The organism is Halomonas zincidurans B6 (assembly GCF_000731955.1).
GTDB lineage: Bacteria > Pseudomonadota > Gammaproteobacteria > Pseudomonadales > Halomonadaceae > Modicisalibacter > Modicisalibacter zincidurans.
The window spans coordinates 1,036,425-1,061,925 of record NZ_JNCK01000001.1 but is presented as its reverse complement, the minus strand read 5'-3'; the positions used below and the strand labels follow the sequence as shown (position 1 = coordinate 1,061,925).

At 64.7% G+C, this 25,501-nt stretch carries 30 protein-coding genes, 1 other RNA gene and 1 pseudogene; 14 read left to right on the top strand and 18 right to left on the bottom strand.

Annotated elements, in window-relative coordinates; translation table 11 throughout:
* Nucleotides 1–13: 13 nt before the first annotated feature.
* The 3 genes from rsmH to rsmI all read right to left on the bottom strand — a co-directional run bounded on the left by rsmH (nt 14) and on the right by rsmI (nt 2,244).
* Nucleotides 14–964, bottom strand: coding sequence for a 16S rRNA (cytosine(1402)-N(4))-methyltransferase RsmH (gene rsmH, locus HALZIN_RS0105030; RefSeq protein WP_031383152.1), 951 nt, complete (start codon nt 962–964; stop codon nt 14–16).
* Between the two features lie 32 nt (nt 965–996).
* Nucleotides 997–1,354: RNase P RNA component class A (gene rnpB, locus HALZIN_RS17220), an RNA gene on the bottom strand.
* Between the two features lie 35 nt (nt 1,355–1,389).
* Complete coding sequence (gene rsmI, locus HALZIN_RS0105025; RefSeq protein WP_031383151.1) at nt 1,390–2,244, bottom strand: 16S rRNA (cytidine(1402)-2'-O)-methyltransferase; 855 nt, start codon at nt 2,242–2,244, stop codon at nt 1,390–1,392.
* A 136-nt stretch (nt 2,245–2,380) separates the two neighbouring features.
* Between rsmI and HALZIN_RS0105020 the strand changes: the two genes are divergently transcribed.
* From HALZIN_RS0105020 to HALZIN_RS0105005, 4 genes are read left to right on the top strand one after another with little or no spacing between them, the layout of a single operon-like run.
* Entirely contained in the window at nt 2,381–4,195 is a 1,815-nt protein-coding gene (locus HALZIN_RS0105020) for a penicillin-binding protein activator (protein WP_084173360.1), read from the top strand.
* The gene (locus tag HALZIN_RS0105015; protein ID WP_031383149.1) at nt 4,176–4,550 is read left to right on the top strand and encodes a YraN family protein; all 375 of its coding nucleotides are present in this window, start codon (nt 4,176–4,178) and stop codon (nt 4,548–4,550) included. Before HALZIN_RS0105020 ends, HALZIN_RS0105015 begins: the two co-directional genes overlap by 20 nt.
* A gap of 22 nt (nt 4,551–4,572) precedes the next feature.
* A complete protein-coding gene (locus tag HALZIN_RS0105010) occupies nt 4,573–5,166 on the top strand; it encodes a phosphoheptose isomerase (RefSeq protein WP_031383148.1) in 594 nt (197 codons plus the stop codon).
* A gap of 5 nt (nt 5,167–5,171) precedes the next feature.
* Nucleotides 5,172–5,747 (top strand): BON domain-containing protein, encoded by a 576-nt coding sequence (locus tag HALZIN_RS0105005; protein ID WP_031383147.1) that lies wholly within the window; start codon nt 5,172–5,174, stop codon nt 5,745–5,747.
* 54 nt (nt 5,748–5,801) lie between these two features.
* Here the strand turns inward: HALZIN_RS0105005 and HALZIN_RS17375 are convergent.
* The 5 genes and pseudogenes from HALZIN_RS17375 to zapE all read right to left on the bottom strand — a co-directional run.
* A pseudogene (locus HALZIN_RS17375) lies at nt 5,802–6,305 on the bottom strand (ClpXP protease specificity-enhancing factor); the annotation flags it as partial.
* A 57-nt stretch (nt 6,306–6,362) separates the two neighbouring features.
* On the bottom strand, nt 6,363–6,989 hold the full coding sequence (gene sspA, locus HALZIN_RS0104995; protein WP_031383145.1) for a stringent starvation protein SspA: 627 nt from the start codon (nt 6,987–6,989) through the stop codon (nt 6,363–6,365).
* A 261-nt stretch (nt 6,990–7,250) separates the two neighbouring features.
* Nucleotides 7,251–7,640, bottom strand: coding sequence for a 30S ribosomal protein S9 (gene rpsI / locus HALZIN_RS0104990; protein WP_031383144.1), 390 nt, complete (start codon nt 7,638–7,640; stop codon nt 7,251–7,253).
* Between the two features lie 13 nt (nt 7,641–7,653).
* Nucleotides 7,654–8,082 (bottom strand): 50S ribosomal protein L13, encoded by a 429-nt coding sequence (gene rplM, locus HALZIN_RS0104985; protein ID WP_031383143.1) that lies wholly within the window; start codon nt 8,080–8,082, stop codon nt 7,654–7,656.
* Nucleotides 8,083–8,230: 148 nt separating this feature from the next.
* Nucleotides 8,231–9,418 (bottom strand): cell division protein ZapE, encoded by a 1,188-nt coding sequence (gene zapE / locus HALZIN_RS0104980; protein WP_031383142.1) that lies wholly within the window; start codon nt 9,416–9,418, stop codon nt 8,231–8,233.
* A 192-nt stretch (nt 9,419–9,610) separates the two neighbouring features.
* Between zapE and HALZIN_RS0104975 the strand changes: the two genes are divergently transcribed.
* On the top strand, nt 9,611–10,057 hold the full coding sequence (locus HALZIN_RS0104975) for a Z-ring associated ZapG family protein (RefSeq protein WP_035575169.1): 447 nt from the start codon (nt 9,611–9,613) through the stop codon (nt 10,055–10,057).
* A 32-nt stretch (nt 10,058–10,089) separates the two neighbouring features.
* Here the strand turns inward: HALZIN_RS0104975 and HALZIN_RS0104970 are convergent, their stop codons facing one another.
* Nucleotides 10,090–10,848, bottom strand: coding sequence for a Nif3-like dinuclear metal center hexameric protein (locus HALZIN_RS0104970; RefSeq protein WP_031383140.1), 759 nt, complete (start codon nt 10,846–10,848; stop codon nt 10,090–10,092).
* Nucleotides 10,849–10,963: 115 nt separating this feature from the next.
* On the opposite strand from HALZIN_RS0104970, the gene HALZIN_RS0104960 reads away from it, so the two are divergent.
* A complete protein-coding gene (locus HALZIN_RS0104960; protein WP_031383139.1) occupies nt 10,964–12,205 on the top strand; it encodes a S1C family serine protease in 1,242 nt (413 codons plus the stop codon).
* A gap of 99 nt (nt 12,206–12,304) precedes the next feature.
* On the opposite strand, the gene hisD is transcribed toward HALZIN_RS0104960, so the two are convergent.
* The 9 genes from hisD to HALZIN_RS0104915 form a co-directional block, all read right to left on the bottom strand.
* Nucleotides 12,305–13,639 carry a histidinol dehydrogenase gene (hisD, locus tag HALZIN_RS0104955; protein WP_031383138.1) on the bottom strand — a complete coding sequence of 445 codons (1,335 nt, stop codon included), beginning with the start codon at nt 13,637–13,639 and terminating at the stop codon, nt 12,305–12,307.
* Nucleotides 13,640–13,682: 43 nt separating this feature from the next.
* Complete coding sequence (hisG, locus tag HALZIN_RS0104950) at nt 13,683–14,339, bottom strand: ATP phosphoribosyltransferase (protein WP_031383137.1); 657 nt, start codon at nt 14,337–14,339, stop codon at nt 13,683–13,685.
* Between the two features lie 41 nt (nt 14,340–14,380).
* Nucleotides 14,381–15,646 carry a UDP-N-acetylglucosamine 1-carboxyvinyltransferase gene (gene murA, locus HALZIN_RS0104945; protein ID WP_031383136.1) on the bottom strand — a complete coding sequence of 422 codons (1,266 nt, stop codon included), beginning with the start codon at nt 15,644–15,646 and terminating at the stop codon, nt 14,381–14,383.
* A 13-nt stretch (nt 15,647–15,659) separates the two neighbouring features.
* Nucleotides 15,660–15,914 (bottom strand): BolA family protein, encoded by a 255-nt coding sequence (locus tag HALZIN_RS0104940; protein ID WP_031383135.1) that lies wholly within the window; start codon nt 15,912–15,914, stop codon nt 15,660–15,662.
* Between the two features lie 139 nt (nt 15,915–16,053).
* Nucleotides 16,054–16,395, bottom strand: coding sequence for an STAS domain-containing protein (locus HALZIN_RS0104935; RefSeq protein ID WP_031383134.1), 342 nt, complete (start codon nt 16,393–16,395; stop codon nt 16,054–16,056).
* Nucleotides 16,392–17,066 (bottom strand): MlaC/ttg2D family ABC transporter substrate-binding protein, encoded by a 675-nt coding sequence (locus tag HALZIN_RS0104930; protein WP_051907385.1) that lies wholly within the window; start codon nt 17,064–17,066, stop codon nt 16,392–16,394. The genes HALZIN_RS0104935 and HALZIN_RS0104930 overlap by 4 nt, the downstream gene beginning before the upstream one ends.
* Nucleotides 17,067–17,079: 13 nt before the next feature.
* Nucleotides 17,080–17,544: an outer membrane lipid asymmetry maintenance protein MlaD gene (gene mlaD / locus HALZIN_RS0104925; protein WP_031383132.1), complete on the bottom strand. Its 465-nt coding sequence runs from the start codon at nt 17,542–17,544 to the stop codon at nt 17,080–17,082.
* On the bottom strand, nt 17,541–18,320 hold the full coding sequence (mlaE, locus tag HALZIN_RS0104920) for a lipid asymmetry maintenance ABC transporter permease subunit MlaE (RefSeq protein ID WP_201448219.1): 780 nt from the start codon (nt 18,318–18,320) through the stop codon (nt 17,541–17,543). The genes mlaD and mlaE overlap by 4 nt, the downstream gene beginning before the upstream one ends.
* A 59-nt stretch (nt 18,321–18,379) precedes the next feature.
* On the bottom strand, nt 18,380–19,192 hold the full coding sequence (locus tag HALZIN_RS0104915; RefSeq protein WP_031383130.1) for an ABC transporter ATP-binding protein: 813 nt from the start codon (nt 19,190–19,192) through the stop codon (nt 18,380–18,382).
* Nucleotides 19,193–19,392: 200 nt separating this feature from the next.
* On the opposite strand from HALZIN_RS0104915, the gene HALZIN_RS0104910 reads away from it, so the two are divergent.
* From HALZIN_RS0104910 to ptsN, 8 genes are all read left to right on the top strand, one after another.
* Nucleotides 19,393–20,373 (top strand): KpsF/GutQ family sugar-phosphate isomerase, encoded by a 981-nt coding sequence (locus HALZIN_RS0104910; RefSeq protein WP_031383129.1) that lies wholly within the window; start codon nt 19,393–19,395, stop codon nt 20,371–20,373.
* A gap of 10 nt (nt 20,374–20,383) precedes the next feature.
* Entirely contained in the window at nt 20,384–20,926 is a 543-nt protein-coding gene (locus HALZIN_RS0104905) for a KdsC family phosphatase (protein WP_031383128.1), read from the top strand.
* Nucleotides 20,927–20,929: 3 nt separating this feature from the next.
* Nucleotides 20,930–21,520 (top strand): LPS export ABC transporter periplasmic protein LptC, encoded by a 591-nt coding sequence (gene lptC / locus HALZIN_RS0104900; RefSeq protein WP_031383127.1) that lies wholly within the window; start codon nt 20,930–20,932, stop codon nt 21,518–21,520.
* Nucleotides 21,517–22,038 carry a lipopolysaccharide transport periplasmic protein LptA gene (gene lptA, locus HALZIN_RS0104895; protein ID WP_031383126.1) on the top strand — a complete coding sequence of 174 codons (522 nt, stop codon included), beginning with the start codon at nt 21,517–21,519 and terminating at the stop codon, nt 22,036–22,038. The genes lptC and lptA overlap by 4 nt, the downstream gene beginning before the upstream one ends.
* 52 nt (nt 22,039–22,090) lie before the next feature.
* The gene (gene lptB / locus HALZIN_RS0104890) at nt 22,091–22,816 is read left to right on the top strand and encodes an LPS export ABC transporter ATP-binding protein (protein ID WP_031383125.1); all 726 of its coding nucleotides are present in this window, start codon (nt 22,091–22,093) and stop codon (nt 22,814–22,816) included.
* Between the two features lie 162 nt (nt 22,817–22,978).
* A complete protein-coding gene (locus HALZIN_RS0104885; protein ID WP_031383124.1) occupies nt 22,979–24,397 on the top strand; it encodes an RNA polymerase factor sigma-54 in 1,419 nt (472 codons plus the stop codon).
* A gap of 188 nt (nt 24,398–24,585) precedes the next feature.
* Complete coding sequence (gene hpf, locus HALZIN_RS0104880) at nt 24,586–24,894, top strand: ribosome hibernation-promoting factor, HPF/YfiA family (RefSeq protein ID WP_031383123.1); 309 nt, start codon at nt 24,586–24,588, stop codon at nt 24,892–24,894.
* Nucleotides 24,895–24,903: 9 nt separating this feature from the next.
* Entirely contained in the window at nt 24,904–25,401 is a 498-nt protein-coding gene (gene ptsN / locus HALZIN_RS0104875) for a PTS IIA-like nitrogen regulatory protein PtsN (RefSeq protein WP_051907384.1), read from the top strand.
* Nucleotides 25,402–25,501: the final 100 nt, after the last annotated feature.

The following is a 25,501-nucleotide window of genomic DNA, read 5'->3' as shown; positions in this document are numbered from 1 at the left end:
ACCATGCGTCTCCTCAGGCGATTTTACGCGCGGCGCGCATCACCGCGCTGCGCGCGCGGGGATTTTCCTCGATTTCAAGGCTGCCGGGGCGGCGGGCCTTGCCCAACGGTTCGAGCCGACGCTTGAGTTGATCGTCACGAATCGGCATGCCCCGCGGCAAGTGCGTGTCGCCGCGCGCCTGATCGCGAATGAAGCGTTTGACACGGCGATCCTCCAGCGAGTGGAAGCTGATCACCACCAGATGGCCACCGGGCGCGAGGGCGTCGAGGGCGGCATCGAGGGCGGCATCGAGCTCATCGAGTTCGCCGTTGAGGTGGATGCGCAGCGCCTGAAAGGCCCGGGTCGCCGGATGCTTGCCCTTCTCCCAGGCGGGGTGCGCAGCCTTGAGCAACTCGGCCAGCTCCACGGTCCGCGCGATCGGCGCTGCGCGGCGCCGTTCGACCACCGCCCGCGCCAGGCGCCTGGCGAAGCGCTCCTCGCCGTAGGCCTTGAAGACCCGGGCGATCTCGCTCTCGCTGCTGCGCGCAAGCCAGCTGGCGGCGCTTTCGCCGCAGCTCGGGTCCATGCGCATGTCCAGCGGGCCGTCGCGCAGGAAGCTGAAGCCGCGCTCGGGATCGTCGAGCTGCGGCGAGGACACCCCGACATCCAGCAGGATGCCCGCCAGTTGCCCATGGACACCCTGTTCGCGAGCCACTTGTGCCAATCGACTGAAGGTGTCGGCATGGATCGAGAAGCGCGGATCGTCGATCTCGCGCGCCGCCGTCAGGGCTTCAGGATCGCGGTCGATGGCCAGCAATCGGCCATCGGCGGACAGCCGCTCGAGAATCGCCCGTGAATGCCCGCCGCGGCCGAAGGTGCCGTCGAGATAACATGCCCGGGGATCGCCGATCAGCAGCTCGATCGCGCCGTCGAGGAGAACGCTGGCATGCTGATAGACGGGCGAAGACGTGGCGCGTTGCGACATGCGGAACTCGATGAGGGTGACGGGAATTTAGGCTTGGGAGTCGGCCGGTAAGCCGGGTTCTGTCGAGGACAGCCATTCATCTAGGCTCAGCGTCACCACTGAGCTCAAGCGACCTACCCGCCCCCACTGCGGGCCACAGCGTCGGGGGCCTATTCGGTCTTGCTCCGGGTGGGGTTTACCGTGCCACGCACTGTTGCCAGGCGCGCGGTGCGCTCTTACCGCACCCTTTCACCCTTGCCGGCAGCCTGCGCTGCTTAGGCGGTCTACTCTCTGCTGCACTTTCCGTCGGCTCGCGCCGCCCAGGGGTTACCTGGCACCCTGCCCTATGGAGCCCGGACTTTCCTCCCCCGCGACTCGATGAGTCCCGGCGGCGACTGTCTGGCCCACTCCCAAGCGCGCAAGAATAGCAGCGCGGCGTCACCCCCTCAACCGTCGGCCTGCAGCGACATCGCCCGGGCATACCAGGCCTTCTTGCGGCCGCCCAGCAACTCGGCCGCCACCGCCGCGGCCTGCTTGACGCCGACCCCCTCGGCCAGCAGTGCGCGCAGCAATGTCGCGCCTTCGACCCAGCCGCCCTCGGTGTCCGCCGGCGGCGCCCCGGCGACCATCACCACGAACTCGCCGCGCGCCTGATTGGAGTCGCTGGCGAGCCGCTCGAGCAGCGTCGCCGCGCTACCCTGCAGATACGTCTCGAAGGTCTTGGTCAACTCCCGCGCGATCACGATGCGTCGCTCGCCGAGCAGCGCCTGCAGGTCGGCCAGGGTGGCATGGATGCGGTGCGGCGACTCGTAGAACAGCCAGGTTTCAGCGCGTTCGGCGAGTTCACCGATGCGCGCGCGACGCGCGCCGCCCTTGGCCGGCAGGAAACCGGCGAACAGGAAACGATCGGTAGGCAGGCCCGCCGCCGACAGTGCCGCAATCAGCGCGCAGGGGCCGGGAACCGGCACCACTCGGTGACCGCGTTCGCGCAAGGCACGCACCAGCACGAAGCCAGGATCGGCGATCAGCGGCGTGCCGGCGTCACTGACCAGCGCCACGTCGTCGCCGGACTCCAGCCGAGCGACGAGCTGCTCGACGCGCTGCGCCTCGTTGTGCTCGTGCAACGACATCATCGGCCGCTCGAGGCCCAGATGGTTGAGCAGCCGCGCCGTATGCCGGGTATCCTCGGCGGCGATCAGCGCCACCTTCGCCAGGGTGCGTTGCGCCCGCGGGGCAAAGTCATCGAGATTACCAATCGGTGTGGCCACCACGTACAATGTGCCACTGTTAGACTCGGTCATGTGTCGTTATCCGCACGTCAAGATCAAAACGGGCGCCAGCCAGCGGGCGCCCCACAAGCAAGCGGTCTAGAACAAGCGCTGTCGATGCTCAGCCGAGCATGGCCTGACTCCGCCAGAGACAAGGAATGGAAAACGTATGGACAAATCGCTGCAACGCCTGTGCGCTGTCGGTCTCGTTGCTCTTGTGATGTCCGGCTGCGCCAGCCAGCGGTCGCCGATGGAAGGCATTCGCGGGCAACAGGCACCCGCTGAACTGCTCAACCAGGCCGAGCAGCAGAGTGGCTCCCAGGCGGCTCAGACCCGCCTTCAGGCCGCCGACATCCTAGCACGCCGCGGCGACACCGCGCAGGCGCTACAGGTAGCGGCCAGTATCGATGCCGCGGCCCTTCCCGACGAGCCCCGTGTACAGTGGGCCCTGCTGCTTTCGCAGCTGGGTCTCGAGCAGCAGGATGGCCGCAGCGTCCTGAAGGCTACCGAGCTGCTCGACGAGAATACCGCCTTGTCGCGCGACGCAGAACTCACCCTGCGCCAGCGCCGCGGGCTGGCATTGGGCATGGCGGGCGACCCGCAGGCCGCGGCGAGCACCCTGATTGCGCTTCAGGCGGAGCAGCCCCCCTTCGATCTCAACGACGCCATCTGGCGCCAGCTGACGCGGCTTCGCGGCTCGGGGCTCGAGGCGATCGCGCAGCAGAGCCCGCTTGCCCGCGACTGGGTCGATCTGCTCAGACTGCAGCGTCGCTACGACAGCGATATCGCCCGACTGTTCGTCATGCTCGACGACTGGCGCGCCCGGAACCCCAATCATCCCGCCGCGCGCCGGTTGCCTGCCGACCTGCAAGCCCTGCGCGAACTGCGCGGCCAGGACGTCCGGCGGATTGCCGTCTTTCTGCCCGAAAGCGGCCCGTTGGCAAATGTCGCCGCGGCGCTCCGCAAGGGGATCGAAACGCGCCTCATGAACGCACTCAACCAGGGCGAGCAGACCCCGCAACTGACGTTCTACGATACCCGCAGCGCCACTATCGAAACGCTTTATGCGCAGGCGACGCTGGCCGGCGCCCAGGTGGTTCTAGGCCCGCTGAACAAGGATACGGTGACACAGCTCGAGCAGCGCTCCAGCGTGCCGTTGCCGACCCTGGCGCTGAATTACGGCACCTCGCCCGAAAACCGTGCCGACGATCTATTTCAGTACGGACTGTCGGCCGAAGACGAAGCGCGTCAAGCAGCCCGACGCGCCACGCTGGATGGTTATCGGCGGGCCGGCTTGCTGGTGCCGGACAATGCCTGGGGCCAGCGCGTCGCCGAAAGCTTTCGTCAGGCCTGGCAGGCCGAGGGCGGAACGGTCGCCGCTCAGGTCAACTACAATCCCGAGGGCTCGGTGGCCAACGCGGTGCGCCCGCTGACCACTCGCCAGCTGGACATGCTGTTCCTGCTCGCGCTGCCGCCCTTCGCTCGCCAGGTACCGCCGACCCTCGACTATTTCGATGCCGGCGAGCTGCCGATCTACGCCACTTCGCATCTTTACGAGGGCGAACCGCAACCGCGTCTTGACCATGACCTGGACGGCGTACAGTTCGTCGAGATCCCCTGGCTGATCCCCGACGCCGCTGTCGGCGGTGCCGAAGCGCTACCCTATTACAGCAGTTATCAGGCGCTGTATGACACCAGCGATCCGGCGCTATTAAAGCTCCAGGCGATGGGCGTCGACGCTTTTGAACTGGCGCGTCGCGTGCCGCTGCTCAAGGCGGCCCCCGATATCGAGTATCTCGGCGCCACCGGCGCGCTGCACGCCGGCGATGACGGTCGACTCGAACGCGTGTTGCCTTGGGCGCAGTTCAGTGCAGGGATCCCCCAACCGCCGCTGCGTGGCATCCAGCAGACCATGCCCGGGCCCACCGAACCGACGGGCGAAGTCAGCGAGACGGCAGGTGGCAATGCCCAGCCTACGCCCTAACGACGCCCGTGCCCGCGGCGCACGCATCGAGCTCGCCGCCGAGGCGTGGCTGCAGGCTCATGGCCTGCAGCCACGCCATCGCAACCAGCATGCCAAAGGTGGCGAACTCGACCTGGTCATGCAGGAAGGCGACACGCTGGTATTCATCGAGGTTCGCCATCGCGCCGATGCCCGCCATGGCCATCCGCTGGAAACGGTGACCGCCGGCAAGCAGCGCCGGATCATCATGGCTGCGCGTTTTTATCTCCAACGCAACGGGCTATCATGTCCCTGCCGCTTCGATGTGGTCGGCGTCACCGGCACTCCACCGCAACTGGAGTATACTTGGGTGCGCGCCGCCTTCGACGCGTTTTGACCGCTACCGAACGTTGGATAACATGGATTTCCAAGCACGCATTCTCGACCACTTCAACGCCAGCATCGACACCAAGACCTATGCCAGCGAGGTGCTGCCTCCCTTCATCGAGGTCGCCAGTCAGATGATGGTTCAGTGTCTGGTCAACGAAGGCAAGATACTCGCCTGCGGCAACGGGGGTAGCGCCGGGGATAGCCAGCACTTCTCCGCGGAACTGCTCAACCGTTTCGAGCGCGAGCGGCCCAGCCTTCCCGCAGTCGCACTGACCACCGACACCTCGACGCTGACGTCGATCGCCAACGATTACAGCTACAACGAGGTCTTCTCGAAGCAGATTCGTGCACTCGGTCAGTCCGGCGACATTCTCCTGGCGATCTCGACCAGCGGCAATTCGGCCAATGTCGTGCAAGCGATCCAGGCTGCCCATGATCGGGGCATGGCGGTCGTCGCGCTGACCGGCCGTGACGGTGGCGACATGGCCTCGCTGCTGGGTCAGGACGATTGCGAGATACGCGTGCCCGCCACCTCGACCGCACGGATACAGGAGGTCCACTTGCTGACCATTCACTGTCTGTGCGACCTGATCGACGAACAACTTTTCGGCAGTAGCGAGTGACCAAAATGAACAAACGCATTCTTACCCCGGCCCTGCTGGCCACGTTCCTTGCCCTCGGCGGCTGCTCGGCCATCAACAGCGTGGCCACCCCGGCTCCCCAAGGCGAGGATTACAGCGCCCGCACGGCGGGCATGAAGGTCGAAGATGAAACCATCGAGTCGAAGATCCAGGACACCATGACCACCACCGACGCTCGCCTCGACGATGCGCGGGTCGGGGTCAATAGCTATAATGGGGTCGTCCTGCTGTTCGGCCAGGTACCCAGCCAGGAGCTCAAGGATCTGGCCGGCCAGATCGCCCAGGACACCCGCCAGGTTCGCCAGGTATACAACGAGCTGACGGTGGCGGCCAACCTGCCGCTGGGCCAGCGCTTGAAGGACGACTGGCTGGAAACCAGTGCTCAGACCGTGTTGGCGGCCAACAAAGACATCGATACCCGCCATCTCGAAGTGATCGCCGAGAATGCCACTCTGTACCTGATGGGAACGGTGACACGTGATGAAGCTCAGCGCGTCGTCAGTGAGGTCTCGGGTATCAATGGCGTCCAGCGCATCGTCAAGATCTTCGAGTACCTCGACTGATGCACTCGCAGCGGCGGACGATGGGCGCTGCCTGCGAAACGGGGGGGGCGGGGACTTGATCACGCGCAACGATGCTCGCCCCTTCTTCTGCGCTTTATCCGGCGCCTTGTCGTCGCCCTCGTCAACTTCGGGCGACTCCGAGTCCTCGCCTTCGGGCGCGTCGGATGAGTCACCGACACTCTCGAGGGTAGGACGTTGCTCGTCCGAGGCCGAGCGCTGCGTCGCCGGTGCATCGTGTCCCGGCATTACCGGCTCATGGCCGAACACCATGCCGACGCCATTCTCGCGGGCATAGATGGCGATCAACGACTCGCTGGGCACGATCACCTGCATCGGATGGCCGCCAAAGCGCGCATTGAAGGTGATCGCATCGTTGGCCATGTTCAATTCGCGAACCGCACCAGGGGCGATATTGAGGACGATCTGCCCGTTCTGGACGAATGGTTCGGGCACCTGGACGCCAGCACCTTCGGCATCGACGACGATGTAAGGCGTATGGTCGTTATCCACCAACCATTCGTAGAGCGCCCGGGCTAGATAGGGACGGCTGGACAGCATGCGCATACCCCTTGTAGAAAAGGAAAGTGACCGTCAGGCGGCCACAACCGGGTGGATTCAGGTGCGCATCTCGCGCTCGGTTTCCGTCAACGAGGCCTTGAACGCATCGCGCGCAAACAGGCGCTCCATGTAACCGATCAGTGGCTTGACCTGCTTTTCCGGCAGCTCGATGTTGAGTGCGGGCAGCCGCCATAGTAGCGGAGCGAGGCAGCAATCGACCAACGAGAACTCCTCGCTCATGAAAAACGTCATGTCCTCGAAGATCGGCGAGATGCCCACCAGGCTCTCGCGCAGCTCCTTGCGGGCACGCTCCGCGTCCTTCTTGCTGCCCGAGAGGATTTCCTCGACCAGCGGGCACCACTCCCGCTCGATGCGATGCATCCACAGGCGGCTCTGGGCGCGGGCCACCGGATACACCGGCAACAGCGGCGGATGCGGGAACCGCTCGTCGAGATACTCCATCATCACCTTGGACTCATAGAGCACCAGATCGCGATCCAAAAGCGTCGGCACGCTGTTGTAAGGGTTGAGATCCGCCAGCTCCTCGGGGCGGTTCTCGTCACCGACTTCGATAATGTCCACGGCGACCCCTTTCTCCGCCAGCACGATACGTACGCGATGGCTGTAATGATCATCGCTGCCGGAATAGAAGGTCATCGACGACCGCTTGGCCACTACACCCATGTAACACTTCCTCGCATCAGTTCGAACCCGAATGATAACACGACATACCGATTGCGAGAGCCCGCCACCGACACCGCCGACCTTTTCCCTGCCAGCCATCCATGGCGCCGTAGCGCGGCCAGCCAATCGATATCACGCCAGTGCCAGGCCGCTCGGTCGAAGGCCTCGGCAGGTGCATGGTCCAGAGCGCTCATGCTGACGCCAGCTAAACAAAAACGCCCAGGCTGGCCGGCCTGGGCGTTTTCTGCAAAGCGCGGAAAATCAGCGCTTGGAGAACTGCGGGCGACGGCGCGCCTTGCGCAGACCCACTTTCTTACGCTCGACTTCACGCGCATCGCGGGTCACGTAGCCGGCTTCGCGCAGCGGCTTGCGGAACTCTTCATTGTACGAGAGCAATGCCCGGGTGATGCCGTGACGAATGGCGCCCGCCTGGGCGGAACCGCCACCGCCGGCAACGGTGATGTAGGCATCGAACTGCTCGCCGGTCTGGGTCAGTTCGAACGGCTGACGAACCACCATCTGCGCGGTGACACGACCGAAGTACTCGCCGAGTTCGCGATTGTTGACGGTGATCTTGCCGGTGCCCGGCTTGAGGAATACGCGGGCCGTGGAAGTCTTGCGGCGCCCGGTACCGTAGTACTGCTGTGACATGGCGAATGGTCCCTTAGATGTTCAGTTCTAGCGGCTGCTGCGCGGCATGCGGATGCTGGGTACCGGCGTAGACCTTGAGCTTGGTGTACATGGCACGACCCAGCGGGCCCTTGGGCAGCATGCCTTTGACGGCCGCTTCGATGACCCGCTCGGGGGCGTGATCGATCATCTGCTCGAAGGACAGCGAGCGCAGGCCCCCCGGATAACCGGTGTGCCGATAATAATTCTTCGCTTGAGCCTTGTTGCCGGTCACGCGAACCTTTTCCGCATTGACGACGACGATGTAATCGCCGGTGTCGACATGCGGCGTGTATTCGGGCTTGTGCTTGCCACGCAAGCGGCGAGCGATCTCGGTGGCCAGGCGGCCGAGCGTCTTGTCCGCGGCATCGACGACATACCAGTCGCGCGTGACGGACTGCGGCTTAGCACTGAACGTCTTCATGGATTGAATCACCAATTGATGTATTGGGTCGCGCGCCAAAAGCGCTCGACCATCCCTATTTTTCTTGGTTGCCAGCCGGCCAGGCCGCCGACAACGGTTGAGCGAGCGCGCATTGTACATGAGCCGATCGCTCAGGTTAAGGGCATTATCAGGGTTTGTGCGGCAGTGCCAGGTACTCCCGCGACTGCATCTCCTGCAGCCTTGAAAGCGTGCGCGCGAACTCGAAGGTCAACGAACCCTCGGGATACAGCGACTCGATCGGCACCGCCGCCGACATCAGCAGCTTGACGCCACGGTCGTAGAACTCGTCGACCATGTTGATGAAGCGTCGCGCCTGATCGTCGCTGGCCCGCCCCAGCTTGGGAACGTTGGTGACCAGCACGCCATGAAACTCGCGGGCCAGCTCGATGTAGTCATCCTGGCTGCGCGGGCCATCGCAGAGCATCGCGAAATCGAACCATACCACCTCGTCGTGCAAGCGCCGTGCCGTGAGGACGCGACGGTTGATCTCCACCGGCACCTCACGCTCGCCCTCGCCACCGGCGAGCTCGCGAAAGCTGCGCTCGAGCCGCTCGTCGGCCTCGGCGCCGAGCGGCGTATGAAAAAGATCGACGTGCTCGAGCGCACGCAGCCGATAATCCACGCCCGAATCGACATTGACGATTTCGCAATGCCGCTTGAGCAGCTCGATCGCCGGAATGAAACGCGCCCGCTGCAGGCCGTTCTTGTAGAGCTCGTCGGGGACGATATTCGACGTCGTGACCAGCACCACGCCTTTGGCGAACAAGGCTTCGAGCAGATTGGCCAGGATCATCGCATCGGTGATGTCCTTGACGAAGAACTCGTCGAAGCAGATCACCCGCGCCTCGCTGGCGAACTTGCCGGCGATCAGCGTCAGCGGGTTCTTCTCGCCCTTGTAGTGCTCAAGCTCGTTGTGCACGCGCTGCATGAAGCGATGGAAGTGCGTGCGCATCTTGTCCGGAAACGGCAGCGACTCGTAGAAGGTGTCGACCAGGTAGGTCTTGCCGCGGCCGACTCCTCCCCAGAAGTACAGCCCGGTGACATCGGGCACCGGCGGCGCCTCGGGTTCATCATCGCGCCTGCGGAGCAGCTTGGCCATCCGCGACTTGAGCCCGCCATCGGCACTCATCGGCGCCAGCGAACGGCGCGGCGTGCTGATCAGCTCGTCATAGAGTCGCTGAAGATGCTCGACCGCACGCTCCTGGGCGGCGTCATACTCGAAGCCCGCGCGCTTTAGATCGGACCGGTAACGGGCCAATGGCGCAAGCGCGGTGCCGGCGTTGGCGCTCGCCGAGGTAGGGGTTATCGTGCACATGAGCGTCAGGCATCTCCCGGCTGCAATCGATAAATCGCGCATTATACGCCGCTAAGATTCGCCGCGCATGCGACCGCGATGGTCGCGCGGCGCGTTGACCCGGCGCGCGCCCTGCCCCGTATAATGAGCCGTGTCACCACGACGACCGCCGGGTGGGCGTCGTGGCCGTGGTTAGAGATCAAGGGGAACGACGTGTATCAAGGCAACATCGATTGGATCCTGGCAATCGCCAGTCTGTTGGCGGGTGTCGGCATCGGCGCCCTGGGCTATCACCTGCTCAACGCCAATGTCGCGCGCAACCAGAAAACCCGCCAGCGATTGGCCGAGACCGAACTCGAGCTGAGCCAGATGAAGGGCGTGCTCAACGATCACTTCGCCCGCGCGGCGGACCTGGTAACCAGCATTCAGCGCCAGAGTCACGAGCTCGAACAACAGCTCGCCCAGGGCGCCGACCAACTGTGCGACGACCTGCAGATCAAGCGCCGCCTGAGTGGTCAGGGCGAGGAGGAGACGCCCAGCGATGGCGACGCGCCTGCCCCGCGCGACTATGCCGACGATGGCCGAGGCACGCTGGCCGAGGACTTCGGCCTGCGTCAGCGCGAGCAAACGGCCGATCCCGCAACTCCGCTGCGCTACTGAGCGCAGCGGCTTGTAGCAGGCTATGCGGGTCATCAGGCCGGGTTATCGATATCCACGAAACGGTGCTCGACACCCAGCTCCCTCCCCAGCCATTCGCCGAGCGCCTGGACACCGTAACGCTCGGTGGCGTGGTGGCCGGCCGCGAAATAGCTGATTCCCATCTCGCGGGCCATGTGCGTTGTGCGCTCGGATATCTCGCCGGAAATGAACGCCTCCGCTCCCGCCTCGGCGGCCTGGGCAATCATGTCCTGGGCGCCCCCGGTACACCAGGCGATACGGCGAATCTCGCGGGCATGACCGCTGATCACCGTCGGCTGGCGATTCAATACCGCCGCCAGATGACGTCCCATGGCCGTCGTATCCATGGCGCTTGCCGGCTCGCCCAGCCATATCAGGCCTTCGCCCAGTTCGCCATCGGCGCAGCCGTTGACCCGAAAGCCCAGCCGTTCGGCCAGGCAGGCGTTGTTGCCCAGGCTGACGTGAGCGTCCAGCGGCAGATGATAGGCGAGCAGGTTGATATCGTTGGCCAGCAGCGCCGCGAGCCGCCGACGCTTCATGCCGGTGATCGCCAGCGGCTCGTTCTTCCAGAAATAACCGTGATGCACCAGTAGCAGATCGGCTCCCCAGGCAACCGCCTCGTCAACCAGCGCCTGGCAAGCGGTCACGCCGCTCATCACCCTGGCGACCCGCTCGCGGCCGGCCACCTGCAAGCCGTTGAAGGTATAATCCTTGAACCGCGCCGCATGCAGCTCGGCATCGCAGGCTTGTATCAGTTGGTCGCGTGCCAGCATGGCTCCTCCCGGGCATTCATGAAAAGGCGGTGATACACTGCCGCCATTGTAATGGCTGCACCCATCGGCTTCGACACAAGCGTGGCGCTGGCGGCCCCTTGCTCAAGGATCATACATGCGTCGCTTCGTGATGCCCCTTGTCTGGCCTGTCATCAGTGGTGTGTTGCTGGCCGTCGTCCTGCTTTACCAGTTTCCCGATCTGCTGGGCACCGAAGAGCCCCAGCCGCCGGCCAATTCCACGGCCCCGAGCGAGCCGACAGCCAGCGAAGCTCCGGGCGTCGCGGCACCCCGGGCAAGCAACGCCACGGCCACCCCGCGCCCGGCGCCGAAATTGCAGGAGGCCGTGCCGCTCGCACGCCTCAGCGGCACGACCAGCTACGCCAGCGCGGTCGCCAAGGCGGCCCCGGCAGTGGTCAACGTCTATTCCTCGCGGGTCGTCGAGCGCGAACAGAATCCGCTGATGTCCGACCCCTTCTTCCGCCAGTTCTTCCGCGACGACACGCCGCGCCGACAACGCCTGCTCTCGAGCCTGGGCTCAGGGGTGATCGTCAGTGCCGAGGGCTACATCCTCACCAATCAGCATGTCATTCGCGGCGCCGATCAAATTCAGGTCGCCCTGCGCGACGGCCGCGAGACGCTTGCCCAGCTGGTCGGCACCGACCCCGAGAGCGATCTCGCCGTGCTCAAGATCGGCCTCGACGGGCTGCCGGTGATTCGGCTTGCCGATTCGGAGAAAATCGCCGTCGGCGATATCAGCCTGGCGATCGGCAACCCCTTCGGCGTCGGTCAGACCGTGACCATGGGCATCATCAGCGCCACCGGTCGTAATCAACTGGGGCTGTCCACCTATGAAGATTTCATTCAGACCGATGCCGCGATCAACCCCGGTAACTCGGGAGGGGCACTGGTCAACGCGCAGGGTGCGCTGGTGGGCATCAATACCGCGATCTTCTCGCGCTCCGGCGGCTCGCAGGGCATTGGCTTCGCTATCCCTACCAATCTGGCGCGCGACATCCTCAGCCAGATCATCACCAACGGCCGAGTCATTCGTGGCTGGCTGGGCATCGAGGTACAGGAGGTCACCGCCAATCTGGCCTCATCGTTCGGGCTCAATGCCATCCAGGGGGTCGTCGTCGCCAATGTGGTACCGGGCGGGCCCGGCGCCGAGGCCGGCCTGCAACCCGGCGACGTGATGACCGCCATCGACGGCAAGCCGATCATCGACCCGCGCGTGGCGATGGCCGATATTGCCGAGATCGCGCCCGGCACGCGGCTGCCGGTCACCTACATTCGCGGTGGCAAGCGCTATACCGTGGAAGTCGTGGTCGACGAACGGCCGCGTCCGCAGCAAGCCTGAACGCGGTCAGCCGTGAAATTCACTCGCCCATAGAAACGGGCCCGCGTCGGGCAGGCCCGTGTTCATGCGCCGGCGGGCGCAAGCCGCACGGCACGCCACTCAGTCGTCGATGCGATTCTCCGCCGAGCGCGCATGGGCGGTAAGTGCTTCGCCCCGCGCCAGCACCGAGGCGGTGCGGCCAAGTGTCGCCGCGCCCTTGGCGGAACAGTGGATGATCGAAGAACGCTTCTGGAAGTCGTAAACCCCCAACGGCGACGAGAAGCGCGCCGTTCCCGAGGTCGGCAGCACATGGTTGGGCCCCGCGCAGTAATCGCCCAGCGCCTCGGCCGTATAGCGGCCCATGAAGATTGCCCCGGCGTGACGCACCTCGTGCAGCCAGGACTCGGGATCGGCCACCGACAATTCCAGATGCTCGGGGGCGATGCGGTTGACCAACGCCAGCGCCTCGTCGCGATCCCGGCAACGAATCAGCGCGCCACGCGAGCGCAACGAGGCGCGCACGATCGGCGCGCGCTCCAACGTCGGCAGTAATCGCTCGATCGCCGCCTCGACGGCGTCGAGATGCGCCGCGTCCCAGCCCACCAGAATCGCCTGGGCATCCTCGTCGTGCTCGGCCTGGGAAAACAGGTCCATGGCCAACCAGTCGGGATCGGTGCCGCCATCGCTGACCACCAGAATCTCCGAAGGGCCGGCGATCATGTCGATGCCGACCTGGCCGAATACCGCGCGCTTGGCGGTCGCCACGTAGATGTTGCCGGGCCCGACGATCTTGTCGACTCGCGGCACGCTTTCGGTGCCGTAGGCCAGCGCGGCGATCGCCTGCGCCCCGCCGATGGTGAAGACGTGATCGACCCCCGCCACGTGCGCGGCGGCCAGCACCAGATCGTTGAGTACGCCATCCGGCGTGGGCACCACCATGACGATCTCGCGCACGCCGGCGACATGCGCCGGGATCGCGTTCATCAACACCGATGAGGGATAGGCCGCCTTGCCGCCGGGCACATAGATGCCGGCCCGGTCGAGCGCGGTGATCTGCTGGCCCAGCAGCGTGCCGTCGGCTTCGCGGTATTGCCAGGATTCGGGTTTCTGATGGCGATGATAGCTGCGGATCCGCTGTGCCGCGTGTGCCAGGGCCTCGCGCTGGGCATCGGGGAGGCTATCGAAGGCCTGCTCAAGGCGCTCGGGGCTGAGCGTCAGCGCCTCGACGCTGTCCGCCTCGACGCGATCGAAGCGCCGGGTCAGCTCGACCAGCGCGGCGTCGCCGCGCGTACGCACGTCTTCGATGATCTGACTGACGCGCTTTTGAACTTCGGCGTCGGAGACGCCCTCCCAATCGAGCAAGACCTCGAGCAGCGGACCAAAATCCTCATCCCGGGTATCCAGCCGGGGCATCTTGAAGCTCTCGGTGGCACTGTCGGTAACGGTATCGGCCATGATGCGAACCTCGTCTGTGGCGCTCGACTCGCAGCGCCGGGAATCAGGAAACCGGGGCCTTGGCGTGGCGCGCCTCGACGGCCTGGCGCAGGCGTTCGATCAGCGGCTTGAGACGCTCGTGTTGCATGGTCATGGCGGCCTTGTTGACCACCAGCCGCGTGCTGATGTCGGCGATCAGCTCGCGCGGCTCCATGCCGTTGGCGCGCAGCGTGTTGCCGGTGTCGACGATATCGACGATCTCGTCGGCGAGGTTCATCAGCGGCGCCAGTTCCATGGCGCCATAGAGCTTGATGACCTCGGCCTGAATGCCCTGCTCGGCGTAGTAGCGCCGCGCGATATTGACGAACTTGGTCGCCACCCGGCGCCGCGCATGGCGTGCCTGCATGCCGGTGACACCGGCGGTCATCAGGCGGCAGCGGGCGATCTCCAGATCGAGCGGTTCATAGAGCCCTTCGGCGCCGTGTTCGAGCAGCACGTCCTTGCCGGCGACCCCCAGATCGGCGGCGCCCATCTGTACATAGGTGGGCACGTCGGTAGCGCGGATCACCACCAGCTTGATGCCTTCCAGATTGGTGTCGAACAAAAGCTTGCGGCTCTTGCCGAGATCCTCGCTCGGCTCCACCCCGGCATCGGCCAGCAGCGGCAACGTCTCGTCGAGAATGCGCCCCTTCGACAGGGCGAGTATCAATTGCTTTGACATGGCGACTTCGATTCCAGGTGTTTCCAGACGGCTCGGAAGGCTCAGTGACCGGGCACGCGGCGGATCTTGGCGCCGAGCGACTGAAGCTTTTCCTCGATGCACTCGTAGCCGCGATCGATGTGGTAGATGCGATCGACCAGCGTCTCGCCCTCGGCGATCATGGCAGCCACGACCAGGCTGGCCGAAGCCCGCAGATCGGTGGCCATAACCGGCGCACCGGAAAGCCGCCGGACCCCGGTCACGATCGCGGTGTTGCCTTCGATGGCGATCTCGGCGCCCATGCGCTTGAGCTCCTGCACGTGCATGAAGCGGTTCTCGAAGATCGTCTCGACGACGCGGCCGGTGCCGTCGGCGATGCAGTTCAAGGCCATGAACTGGGCCTGCATGTCGGTGGGAAACGCCGGGTACGGCGCGGTTCTGACGTTGACCGCACGCGGGCGGCGCCCCTGCATGTCGAGTTCGATCCAATCGTCGGCGTGGCGGACCATCGCCCCCGCCTCTTCCAGCTTGGCGAGCACCGCGTCGAGGATGTCGGCGCGGGTATTGCGCACTCGGACGCAGCCCCCCGAGGCCGCCGCGGCGACCAGAAAGGTGCCGGTCTCGATGCGATCGGGCATCACGTCGTAGTGGCAGCCGTGCAAGCGCTCGACCCCTTCGACGGTGATGGTATCGCTGCCCTGGCCGCGGATCTTCGCCCCCATCGCGATCAGGCACGCGGCCAGGTCGACCACTTCCGGTTCGCGGGCGGCGTTCTCCAGCACGGTGGTGCCCTCGGCAAGCGCCGCCGCCATCAGCAGGTTCTCGGTGCCGGTGACGGTGACGGTGTCGAAGATGACCGTCGCGCCCTTGAGGCGACCATCGACGCGGGCCCGGATATAGCCGCCCTCCACCGTGATGTCGGCGCCCATGGCTTCCAGACCGCGAATATGCAGGTCGACCGGCCGGGTGCCGATCGCGCAACCGCCGGGCAACGACACGTCGGCCTGGCCGAAATGCGCCAGCAACGGCCCCAGCACCAGGATCGAGGCGCGCATCTTCTTGACCAGCTCATAGGGCGCGTGGCACTCGCGGACCTGGGAGCCGTCGAGCTGGATGCTCATTTTCTCGCCCATCACCGGCTCGACGCCCATATGCGCGAGCAATTCCAGCGTGGTGGTGATGTCCTGAAGGTGCGGCAGGTTGCCGATGATGACGGGCTCGTCGGCGAGCAGCGTGGCGGCCAGGATCGGCAGCGCGGAATTCTTCGCCCCGCTCGCCCAGACCTCGCCGTTGAGCGGGCCGTTACCGGTGATGATCAGCTTGTCCATGGTGGTCGAGTACTCAGCTCTGGGCGCTCTCGGGCGCGTCCTGCCACTGCGCCGGGGTATAGGTCTTGATGCTCACGGCGTGAAGCGCGCCGCTGGCGATCTCCTCGGACAACGCGCCGTAGATCAGTTGCTGACGTTTGACGGGGCTCAGTCCTGCGAATGCTTCGCCCACAGCGACGACCTGGAAGTTGCAGCCTTCGCCCTGGATGTGAAATTCGCAGTCGTCGATCCGCGACTCCAGTCGCGCCTTGACATCACTGGGTTGCATGGCCGTGGGACTCCTGTCGAAGATGGGCCGGCGACGCGTCGCCGGCGGGTATCGTGAAGGCGTCCATGGTAATGAAAAGCACCGGCAATGGCGATGCCCAGCCGCGCTGTCGGCCCACCGCGCGATCACCTCGAGGCGATCAGCCCCCCACCGCTTGCGTGGGAGATGGCAACAGCTGGTCGATGCCCGCCAGCGAAGTCACCCGAGCCAGCGGCTCGGAAAGTCTGACCGACTCGATCTTGAGACCGCGTTCGCGAGCACAGCGCAGCCATTCGAGCATTACGCTGATCGCCACGCTGCTGGCCCGATCGACGCCGCTCAAATCAAAGCGCACCACACTGCCAACGGCCTGGGCACCCAACCATTCACAGCCGCTCTCGGCCAGGCTGGCGGCGACGTCGAAATCGGCCTCGCCACTGGCGATCAGTGCCTGATCCTCCACGACCAGCCGCACACCGTCGTGATCGAGCAATATACTCACTGCGCCGCCTCTTGCCCCGAGGAAGCGGTGCCCCCTTTCTCCAGCTCCTCGGTGGCGACTTCGGGCGCCCACTCATCGATGACCTTGTCGTAGTTGCGATTATTGTTGCGCATTGCCTGATCGAACTGGTTACGGAACGTCAGCCCTAAGTTGATGCCGTTGACGATGACGTTGACGACCTTCCACTGGCCGTCGTCCTGGCGCAGGGTATAGCTCACCGGATAGACCTGACCGTCCTCGGCCACCACTTCCATGTCGACGCTGGCCTGGTCCTCGTATCGGCCGCCCGTCCCGTCCAGCACCCGCAATTCGCGATAGTTGAACGTCACCAGGCCCCTGGCGTAGGTGTCAATCAAGGTCTGACGGAACGTATCGACGAAGCGTGAACGCTGCTCCGGCGAGGCATTGCGAAAATAGCGGCCCATGACGCTGGCCCCGATGTAGCGAAAATCGGCAATCTGCTCGAGATTCTTGTCGATCAGTGCCTTCAATTCATCGGGATTTGCGACGAAGTAGTCCTTGCGCCCTTCGATCTGCCCCATCAGCTGATTGATGCTGTCGCGGATCAACTGCTCGGGTTTCTGTTGAGCCTGGGCCGCCGATGCCATCAATAGCACCGCGCCTATCACGGCCAACCAACGCAAAACGAAAAACTTGCTGTGCATCGCCATACTCGACTCCTGCTCAATCCTTCACCATGTTCGACACGAACTGCTGAATCAGTTCTTCAAGCACCAGGGCCTGCTGCGTATCGCGGATCGTATCGCCATCCTCGAGAGTTTGCGGGTCGCCGCCCATCGACAGACCGATGTACTGCTCGCCCAACAGCCCCGCAGTAAGTATCGCCGCCGTGGAGTCGCGCGGCAAAACGCCTTCGAGCTTGTCGTCGACCTCGAAAGTGACGCGGGCGTCGAACCATTCAGGGTCGAGTTCGATCGCCGAGACCTGCCCCACCTCGACGCCGGCCAGCGTCACCTTGGAGCGCACCTTGAGACCGCCGATATTGGCGAAATTGGCGTGCAGCGTCATGGTATCGCCCGTAACGCCGGTGCCCAGACCGCTGACTCGCAGTCCCAGGAAGATCACGCCGATCACGCCGGCCAGCATGAACAGGCCGACCCCAAATTCTATCCCCTTGCTGCGTCTCATCCGAGTTCTCCAAACATCGTCGCGGTGAGCACGAAGTCCAGCCCCAGCACCGCCAGCGAAGAATAAACCACCGTGCGCGTGGTGGCGCGCGAAATGCCTTCCGAGGTTGGCACCAGGTCATAGCCCTGGAAGACCGCGATCCAGGTCACCACCAGCGCGAACACCACGCTCTTGATCATGCCGTTGCCGATATCCGCGAAGAAGCCGACGCTGTCCTGCATGTTGCTCCAGTAGGAGCCATCGAAGACGCCCAGCCACTGCACGCCGATCAGGTAACCGCCCCAGATGCCCACCACACTGAAGCCGACGGTCAGCAGCGGCAGCGAAACGAAGCCCGCCCACAACCGTGGGGCGATGATCCGGCGCAACGGGTCGACACCGATCATCTCCATGCTCGAGAGTTGCTCGGTGGCCTTCATCAGGCCGATCTCGGCGGTCAGCGCCGAGCCGGCGCGCCCGGCAAACAGCAACGCCGTGACCACCGGCGCCAGTTCGCGCAGCAACGACAGGGCGACCATCTGCCCCAGCGCATCCTCGGCGCCGAAATCGACCAAAATGGTGTAGCCCTGCAGCCCCAGCACCATGCCGATGAACATGCCGGATACCAGCACGATGGCCAGCGACATCACGCCGACGAAATGCATCTGGCGCAGCCACAGCCGCCAGCCTTCCCGTGACGGCACGGTCAGACTCGACAACACCAGGATCATCCCCGCCCGCCCCAGCGCGTCGATGGCATCCAGCGTCGTCCGACCCAGCGCCGCGATCCTGCGCAAGACAGCCCGGCGCAAGATCGTACCGGGCAAGGCATGGCTACGATTTTCGTGACGATCGCTCAACGCTGCACCCTCCCGGCCATGATGTCGGTGACGTAATCCGGCGCTGGATAATGAAACGGCACCGGTCCGTCGGGTTCACCGTGGATGAACTGGCGCACCCGGGCGTCGCCGGTGTCATCCAGCGATGCCGGCGTGCCATGCGCCATCACCTGGCCATCGGAGATCACGTAGACATAATCGGCGATCGTCAGGGTCTCCTTGACGTCGTGGGAGACCACCACGGCGGTCAGTCCCAGTGCCTGATTGACCTTCTTGACCAATTGCACCAGCACGCCCATCGAGATCGGATCCTGCCCCACGAACGGCTCGTCATAGAGGATCAAGTCGGGATCCAGGGCGATCGCCCGGGCCAGCGCCACCCGTCGCAGCATCCCCCCCGACAGTTCCGAGGGCATCAGTTCGCGAGCGCCACGCAAGCCCACCGCCTCGAGCTTCATCAGGGCGATGTCGCGTACCATCGCCTCGGGCAGATCGGTATGCACGCGCAACGGGAAAGCCACGTTCTCGAACACGGAGAGATCGGAAAACAGCGCGCCGCTCTGGAACAGCATGCCCATGCGCCGGCGCAGCCGGAACAGCGCCCGCCGCGACAGGCGGTGCACGTCGTGGCCGGCGATCCTGACCCGCCCCGCGTCCGGCCGCAACTGGCCGCCGATCAGCTTGAGCAGCGTCGTCTTGCCGGTGCCGCTGGGTCCCATGATCGCAGTGATCTTGCCGCGCGGAATCTGCAGATCGACACCGCGAAAGATTTCCTTCTCGCCACGGGAAAAGCGCAATCCTTCCACCTCGACGAGCAGCGATTCGTTCATTCAGGCGACTCAGTGGTGAAAAATTATCGAACATCGTATCCTAACCCAGCGTACCACGACCAGCCCGACCGGGTTTCACCCTTGCATGCCACCGCCACTATGCGTCTAATAAGCGCCCGGCACAGTTGCGACGAACCGGCCGGAGCGTCCGGCAGCGTCGCCTCTTGAGTCCAATCGCCCCGGGGGCAACAATCACTGCCATGACCATCGATATCGACTTCGCCTTTCGTGCCAGCGCCCGACGCACCTTGAAACTGGAACAGCAGGCCATCGCCACACTGATCGGCAAGCTGTCCGACGATTTCGACCGCGCCTGCCGGCTGATCCTCGCCTGCCAGGGGCGCGTGGTGGTCACCGGCATGGGCAAGTCGGGGCATATCGCACGCAAGATCGCCGCCACGCTGGCGAGCACTGGAACGCCGGCCTTCTTCGTCCACCCCGGCGAGGCCAGCCACGGCGACCTGGGCATGATCACCGCCCGCGACGTGGTACTGGCGCTGTCGAACTCCGGCGAGACTCAGGAGATCACCGCGCTGCTGCCGCTGTTGAAGCGCATGGGCACGCCGCTGATCAGCATGACCGGGCGTCCCGCCTCGGCCATGGCCTGCCATGCCGAGGCCCACCTCGACGCCAGCGTGGAGCGCGAAGCCTGTCCGCTCGATCTGGCGCCGACCGCCTCGACCACCGCCGCGCTGGCGCTTGGCGACGCGTTGGCGGTGGCCCTGCTCGAGGCGCGCGGCTTCACCGCCGAGGACTTCGCCCTGTCACATCCCGGCGGCACGCTGGGCCGGCGCCTGCTGCTCAAGGTCGAGGATCTGATGCACAGCGGCGCGCGGCTGCCCAGCGTCGTCATCGGCAGCCCGTTGCGCGAAGCGCTGCTCGAGATCACGCACAAGGGGCTGGGCTTCACCTGCGTGGTCGATGAAAAGGGCCGGTTGGCCGGCGTCTACACCGACGGCGATCTGCGCCGCACCCTCGACCAGCATGGCGACCTGCGCGCGCTGCGGGTCGACGATGTAATGACCCGCGGCGGCAAACGGATTCGCGCCGACATTCTGGCGGCCGAGGCCGTCAGGCTCATGGAGGACAACCGGATCACTGCGCTGGCCGTGGTCGACGACGACGACCGCCCCATCGGCGCCATCCACATGCACGACCTGCTCGTCAGCGGCGTGGTCTGAGGAGACAGCGATGCCCCATCCCCCCCATTTGGTCGAGCGCGCTCGTCACATGCGGCTGCTGGCCTTCGATGTCGATGGCGTGATGACCGACGGTCAGCTGTACTTCCAGGCCGATGGCCAGGAAACCAAAGCCTTCAGTACCCAGGACGGCCAGGGCATCAAGCTGCTGCGTCGCACCGGGATCGAGGTGGCGATCATCACCGGTCGCGAGTCGCCGATGGTGGCTCGGCGTGCCGCGGCGCTGGGAATCGAACATGTCTTTCAAGGGCGTGACGACAAGTTGACCTTGCTGCGCGAATTACTCGACACGCTGGGCCTGGATTTCGAGCAGCTCGCCTATTGCGGCGACGACCTGCCTGATCTCGCCCCCATCCACTACGCGGGGCTCGGCATCAGCGTGCCCAATGCGCCAGACTACGTCCGTGAGCGGGCCGACTGGGTCACTCTGCGTGCCGGCGGCCACGGCGCCATACGCGAGATCTGCGATGGCCTGCTGCAGATGCGGGGCCACTGGACGGCGCTGCTCGACGCTTATCTCCACGGCCGGAACTGAACGATGCTCCAGCGTTTCTCGCGGCTTTCGCCCAAAGGGTGGCTGGCGCTCATCCTGCTCGCGCTGGGTGGGCTGCTGGCCTTGATCGAGCAACGCAACCTCATCTCGTTGCCCTCGCCCCCTTCCACGGGCGAGAGCGGCGAACCCGATTACTACCTGGAAGACGCCACGCTGACCCGCTTCGATGCGACCGGTACCGCCTATCAGCGACTCGAGACACCCCGGCTTACGCATACCCCCACCGATGACGTGACGCGGCTGCAAGCGCCCGACGCTCGGCTCGTCGACGACCGCGGCCGGGTCTGGCTCGCCAGCGCCGACACAGGTAGGCTGGGAGCCAACGCCAATCCGCTCAAGCTAAGCGGCAACGCCCAGCTCCAGGCGCCCGAACAGGGCTGGAAAATCAACAGCGAGGTCTTGATTTACGACGCCGAAACCGGTCATGCCTGGAGTGAAAGCGAGGCCGTGCTGCGCAAGTTTCAGCAACGCGTGCGCGGCGATCGTTTCGATGCCTGGCTGGACAGCGGACAAATGCAGCTCAACGGCAATGTACGCGGCTATCACCCGCCGATCGACGAGGAATCAGGATCATGATGCGCACCCTAATCGCTGCCCTAGGCCTGTCCGGTGCGGCGCTGCTCGCCACGCCGGCCCTGGCGCTGGAAGGCGATGCCAACCAGCCGATCAACATTGCCGCCGACCGCCTGAATCTCGACGACCGTGCCGGCACCGCCGTCTACACCGGTGACGTCGCCATGCAGCAGGGCAGCATGAAATTGACCGCTCAGCGTGTCGAGATCGAGCGCAACGACCAGGGCGAAGTGACTCTGGTGACCGCTACCGGCGGCACCGAGCGCGCCTATCTCGAACAGCGCCCGGCGCCCGACGATCCGCTGGTCAAGGGCTGGGGCGAGACGATCGTCTACTACGCCGGCGAGCGACGCGTCGAACTGATCAGCCAGGCCGAACTGCACCAGGCCAGCGACACTTTCAAGGGCGCCTATGTCGAGTACTTCCTCGATAGCCGTCAGGTCCAGGCGCGTTCCCAGGCCCAGGGAGCCGAGAACGAGCGCGTGCGCATGAGCCTGACACCGAAGTCGGCCGAACAATGACCCCGCCGGCCGAGATCAGTCCAGAGGCCAGCCCAGAGGAGAGCCCCGCGCGATGAAGACATTGTTCGCCCGGCATTTGGCCAAGAGCTACAAGAATCGCCGCGTGGTCCAGGACATCAGCCTATCGATCGGCCAGGGCAGCATCGTCGGCCTGCTCGGCCCCAACGGGGCCGGCAAGACGACCTCATTCTACATGATCGTCGGCCTGGTGCGCGCCGACGCCGGCGAGGTGGGCATCGACGACCAGGACCTCAGCCGCGCAGCGATGCATCACCGCGCCCGCGCCGGCATCGGCTACCTGCCTCAGGAAGCCTCGATCTTTCGCAAGCTGTCGGTCGCCGACAACATCATGGCGATCCTCGAGATGCGTCGCGACCTGGACAAGCCGGGACGCAAGCGCCAGCTCGAGCAACTGCTCGAGGAATTCCATATCACCCATATTCGCGACAACATGGGCATGAGCCTGTCCGGCGGCGAACGTCGCCGGGTAGAGATCGCCCGCTCACTGGCCACCGAGCCGGCGTTCATCCTGCTCGACGAGCCCTTCGCGGGGGTCGACCCGATTTCGGTCGGCGAAATCAAGTCGATCATCCGTCAATTGCGCGATCGGGGCATCGGCGTACTGATCACCGACCATAACGTGCGCGAGACGCTGGATATCTGCGACAACGCCTACATCGTCGGCGACGGCCAGATCATCGCCGAAGGCAACGCGGAAGCGATACTCGCCAGCAAGAAGGTCCGCGAGGTCTATCTGGGTAGCGAATTCCGCCTTTGAGCGCTCGCAGCACGATGGCGGCTGTCAAGCCCGCGCCTCCACGCAAGGTCTCGCCAAGCTGTATTAGCCCGCATGATGGCATGGTTATTGCTTTTACACTTGCAAGGCCTCACCGAGCAGGATAACGTGTCGTGAAATCCTCTCAGTGAAGTCACGCTTGTCATGGCAATGAAACCCACGTTGCAGCTTCGGGTCGGCACCCAGCTGACCATGACGCCTCAGTTGCAGCAGGCCATCCAGCTACTGCAGCTGTCGACGCTGGATCTACGCCAGGAGATCCAGCAGGCGCTGGAATCCAACCCCATGCTCGAGATGGAGGATGATTTCGGGGAAGCCGACGTCGGCGAAGCGCTCGACGACGACTGGGCCAGCGACATCCCTGAGGAACTCGCCCTGGACAGCGAGTGGTCGGACACCTACCAGGATCTGGCCCCCGGCGCCGGACGCAGCGAAGACGCTCCCGACTTCGAGCGCAACACCGCCGATCAGAGCCTGCAGGATCACCTTCGCTGGCAGCTCGACATGACCGGGCTCGACAGTCGCGAACATGCGATCGCCGACTGTCTCATCGATGCAGTCAACCTCGACGGCTATCTCGACGGTCAGCTCGACGAATTGACGGAAGGCCTGCGCAGCCAGGGGCTTTCCGGACTCAAGGCCGCCGAGGTCGAGCAGATTCTGCATCGTCTTCAACAGTTCGACCCCACCGGTGTATTCGCCCGCGACCTGCGCGAGTGTCTGCTGCTGCAACTGGCTACGCTGGCCGACGATACGCCGCTGCTGCCCCAGGCCAAGCGCCTGGTACGCCAGTTTCTCGACGCGCTGGCCAATGATGACCGCAAGTTGCTCAAGCGTCGGCTGCGTCTCGACGATGCCCAGCTCGATGCGGTGATCGCCCTGATCCGCGCCCTCGATCCACGCCCCGGCCAAGCCTTCGACGCCAGTGGCGAGGATTACGTGATCCCCGACCTGGTGGCTCGCCATACTCGCGAGGGCTGGCGTATCGAGCTCAATCCCGAGGCGCTACCGCGATTGCGCGTCCAGCCCGACTATGCCGCCTTGATCAAGCGCGCCGACAAGAGCGACGACAACACCTTCATGAAGCAGCACCTTCAGGAGGCGCGCTGGTTGATCAAGAGTCTGTCGAGTCGCAACGACACCCTGCTCAAGGTCGGTCGCGAGATCATGATCCGCCAGTTCGACTTCCTCGAGCGTGGCGAGGAGGCCATGAAACCGCTGGTGCTCGCCGACATCGCCCAGACCGTGGAGATGCACGAATCGACCATCTCGCGGGTCACCACACAGAAGTTCATTCATACCCCGCGCGGCGTCTTCGAACTCAAGTACTTCTTCTCGAGCCATGTCGGCGGCGGCAGCGAAGGCGATGCGCACTCCAGCACCGCGATACGCGCACGCCTGAAGAAGCTGATCGGCGACGAGCCGCCGCGCAAGCCACTTTCCGACAGCAAGCTGGTCGAGCTGCTCGCCGCCGATGGCATCGCGGTGGCGCGACGCACCGTCGCCAAGTATCGCGAAGCGCTGGGCATCCCCTCCTCCGGTGAACGCAGACGCCTCGCCTGAGGCTCCTTCAGACATATGCAGCTCTCTCCCCGGCACAAGGAAAGTGCCGCGCCCTATCGCATCGAAACGTCGATTCACATGTCTTCCCGCTCTCGACAAGCGACGTTTGCGGCCACCATCCCGCGAGGGGTTTGCTAAGCTGCAAAAAGGGTTACAATCGGCCATCACTCGTCGAAAAGGAACGTGCCATGCAAGCCAACATCACCGGCCATCACGTCGAACTGACGGATGCATTGCGTGACTACGTCAACGAAAAGTTGGCGCGGCTGGAACGCCACTACGACAACATCACCACCGTGCAGGTAACGCTCTCGATCGAGAAGGAACGCCATCAGGCGGCCTGCACGCTTCACGCAGCGGGTGCTGACTTGCATGCCGAAGCCGAGAACGGCGACATGTACGCCGCCATCGATGCCCTGGCCGACAAGCTCGACCGCCAACTCGTCAAACACAAGGAAAAGGCCCAGGCCCGCGCGCAAGGCGCCGGCGCCCGCTGACTCCCCATCATGTCACTGGAAACCATACTGCCCCCCGAACGCACTCTGTTTGCCGTGCCCGGGGGGAGCAAGAAGCGCGTGCTTGAGTTCTTCAGCACCTTCATCGCCCAGAACACCCCTAGCCTGGACAGCCAGGAGGTGTTCAGCCGGCTGATCGGTCGTGAACGGCTGGGGAGTACCGGCATCGGCAATGGCGTGGCCATTCCCCATGCGCGCAATCCCCATTGCAAGGCGCCGGTAGCCGGCTTTATCAAGCTACAGGAGCCGATCGATTTCGATGCAGTCGATGGCGAACCGGTCGACCTGCTGTTCGTGCTGCTGGTACCCGAAGAGGCCGACGACACCCACCTGGCGCTACTCGCCCAGGTCGCCGGCATCATGAACGACGCCGACACCCGCAACCGGCTGCGCCACAGTGCCAGCCAGCGTGAACTGCACGAAACGCTCATCGATGCCATCCATGCCCTCGATGGCGGCGCCGGTAGCGCGCCGCGGCAGGCCAGGTAGCCTGAAGGCTGCGCTTTAATTCGCCCCGGCCTATTCAATTCGGGTCTGGTATGCCCAGCGTCATACGACCGCCTCGTGACTCATCGTGACAAGGGAGCCG

Excerpts from the sequence above, each read along its gene's own strand:
- rsmH (WP_031383152.1), bottom strand. The coding sequence starts at position 964 with ATGTCGCAACGCGCCACGTCTTCGCCCGTCTATCAGCATGCCAGCGTT.
- rsmI (WP_031383151.1), bottom strand. The coding sequence starts at position 2,244 with ATGACCGAGTCTAACAGTGGCACATTGTACGTGGTGGCCACACCGATT.
- HALZIN_RS0105020 (WP_084173360.1), top strand. The coding sequence starts at position 2,381 with ATGGACAAATCGCTGCAACGCCTGTGCGCTGTCGGTCTCGTTGCTCTT.
- HALZIN_RS0105015 (WP_031383149.1), top strand. The coding sequence starts at position 4,176 with ATGCCCAGCCTACGCCCTAACGACGCCCGTGCCCGCGGCGCACGCATC.
- HALZIN_RS0105010 (WP_031383148.1), top strand. The coding sequence starts at position 4,573 with ATGGATTTCCAAGCACGCATTCTCGACCACTTCAACGCCAGCATCGAC.
- HALZIN_RS0105005 (WP_031383147.1), top strand. The coding sequence starts at position 5,172 with ATGAACAAACGCATTCTTACCCCGGCCCTGCTGGCCACGTTCCTTGCC.
- sspA (WP_031383145.1), bottom strand. The coding sequence starts at position 6,989 with ATGGGTGTAGTGGCCAAGCGGTCGTCGATGACCTTCTATTCCGGCAGC.
- rpsI (WP_031383144.1), bottom strand. The coding sequence starts at position 7,640 with ATGTCACAGCAGTACTACGGTACCGGGCGCCGCAAGACTTCCACGGCC.
- rplM (WP_031383143.1), bottom strand. The coding sequence starts at position 8,082 with ATGAAGACGTTCAGTGCTAAGCCGCAGTCCGTCACGCGCGACTGGTAT.
- zapE (WP_031383142.1), bottom strand. The coding sequence starts at position 9,418 with ATGTGCACGATAACCCCTACCTCGGCGAGCGCCAACGCCGGCACCGCG.
- HALZIN_RS0104970 (WP_031383140.1), bottom strand. The coding sequence starts at position 10,848 with ATGCTGGCACGCGACCAACTGATACAAGCCTGCGATGCCGAGCTGCAT.
- HALZIN_RS0104960 (WP_031383139.1), top strand. The coding sequence starts at position 10,964 with ATGCGTCGCTTCGTGATGCCCCTTGTCTGGCCTGTCATCAGTGGTGTG.
- hisD (WP_031383138.1), bottom strand. The coding sequence starts at position 13,639 with ATGGCCGATACCGTTACCGACAGTGCCACCGAGAGCTTCAAGATGCCC.
- hisG (WP_031383137.1), bottom strand. The coding sequence starts at position 14,339 with ATGTCAAAGCAATTGATACTCGCCCTGTCGAAGGGGCGCATTCTCGAC.
- murA (WP_031383136.1), bottom strand. The coding sequence starts at position 15,646 with ATGGACAAGCTGATCATCACCGGTAACGGCCCGCTCAACGGCGAGGTC.
- HALZIN_RS0104940 (WP_031383135.1), bottom strand. The coding sequence starts at position 15,914 with ATGCAACCCAGTGATGTCAAGGCGCGACTGGAGTCGCGGATCGACGAC.
- HALZIN_RS0104930 (WP_051907385.1), bottom strand. The coding sequence starts at position 17,066 with ATGGCGATGCACAGCAAGTTTTTCGTTTTGCGTTGGTTGGCCGTGATA.
- mlaD (WP_031383132.1), bottom strand. The coding sequence starts at position 17,544 with ATGAGACGCAGCAAGGGGATAGAATTTGGGGTCGGCCTGTTCATGCTG.
- HALZIN_RS0104915 (WP_031383130.1), bottom strand. The coding sequence starts at position 19,192 with ATGAACGAATCGCTGCTCGTCGAGGTGGAAGGATTGCGCTTTTCCCGT.
- HALZIN_RS0104910 (WP_031383129.1), top strand. The coding sequence starts at position 19,393 with ATGACCATCGATATCGACTTCGCCTTTCGTGCCAGCGCCCGACGCACC.
- HALZIN_RS0104905 (WP_031383128.1), top strand. The coding sequence starts at position 20,384 with ATGCCCCATCCCCCCCATTTGGTCGAGCGCGCTCGTCACATGCGGCTG.
- lptC (WP_031383127.1), top strand. The coding sequence starts at position 20,930 with ATGCTCCAGCGTTTCTCGCGGCTTTCGCCCAAAGGGTGGCTGGCGCTC.
- lptA (WP_031383126.1), top strand. The coding sequence starts at position 21,517 with ATGATGCGCACCCTAATCGCTGCCCTAGGCCTGTCCGGTGCGGCGCTG.
- lptB (WP_031383125.1), top strand. The coding sequence starts at position 22,091 with ATGAAGACATTGTTCGCCCGGCATTTGGCCAAGAGCTACAAGAATCGC.
- HALZIN_RS0104885 (WP_031383124.1), top strand. The coding sequence starts at position 22,979 with ATGGCAATGAAACCCACGTTGCAGCTTCGGGTCGGCACCCAGCTGACC.
- hpf (WP_031383123.1), top strand. The coding sequence starts at position 24,586 with ATGCAAGCCAACATCACCGGCCATCACGTCGAACTGACGGATGCATTG.
- ptsN (WP_051907384.1), top strand. The coding sequence starts at position 24,904 with ATGTCACTGGAAACCATACTGCCCCCCGAACGCACTCTGTTTGCCGTG.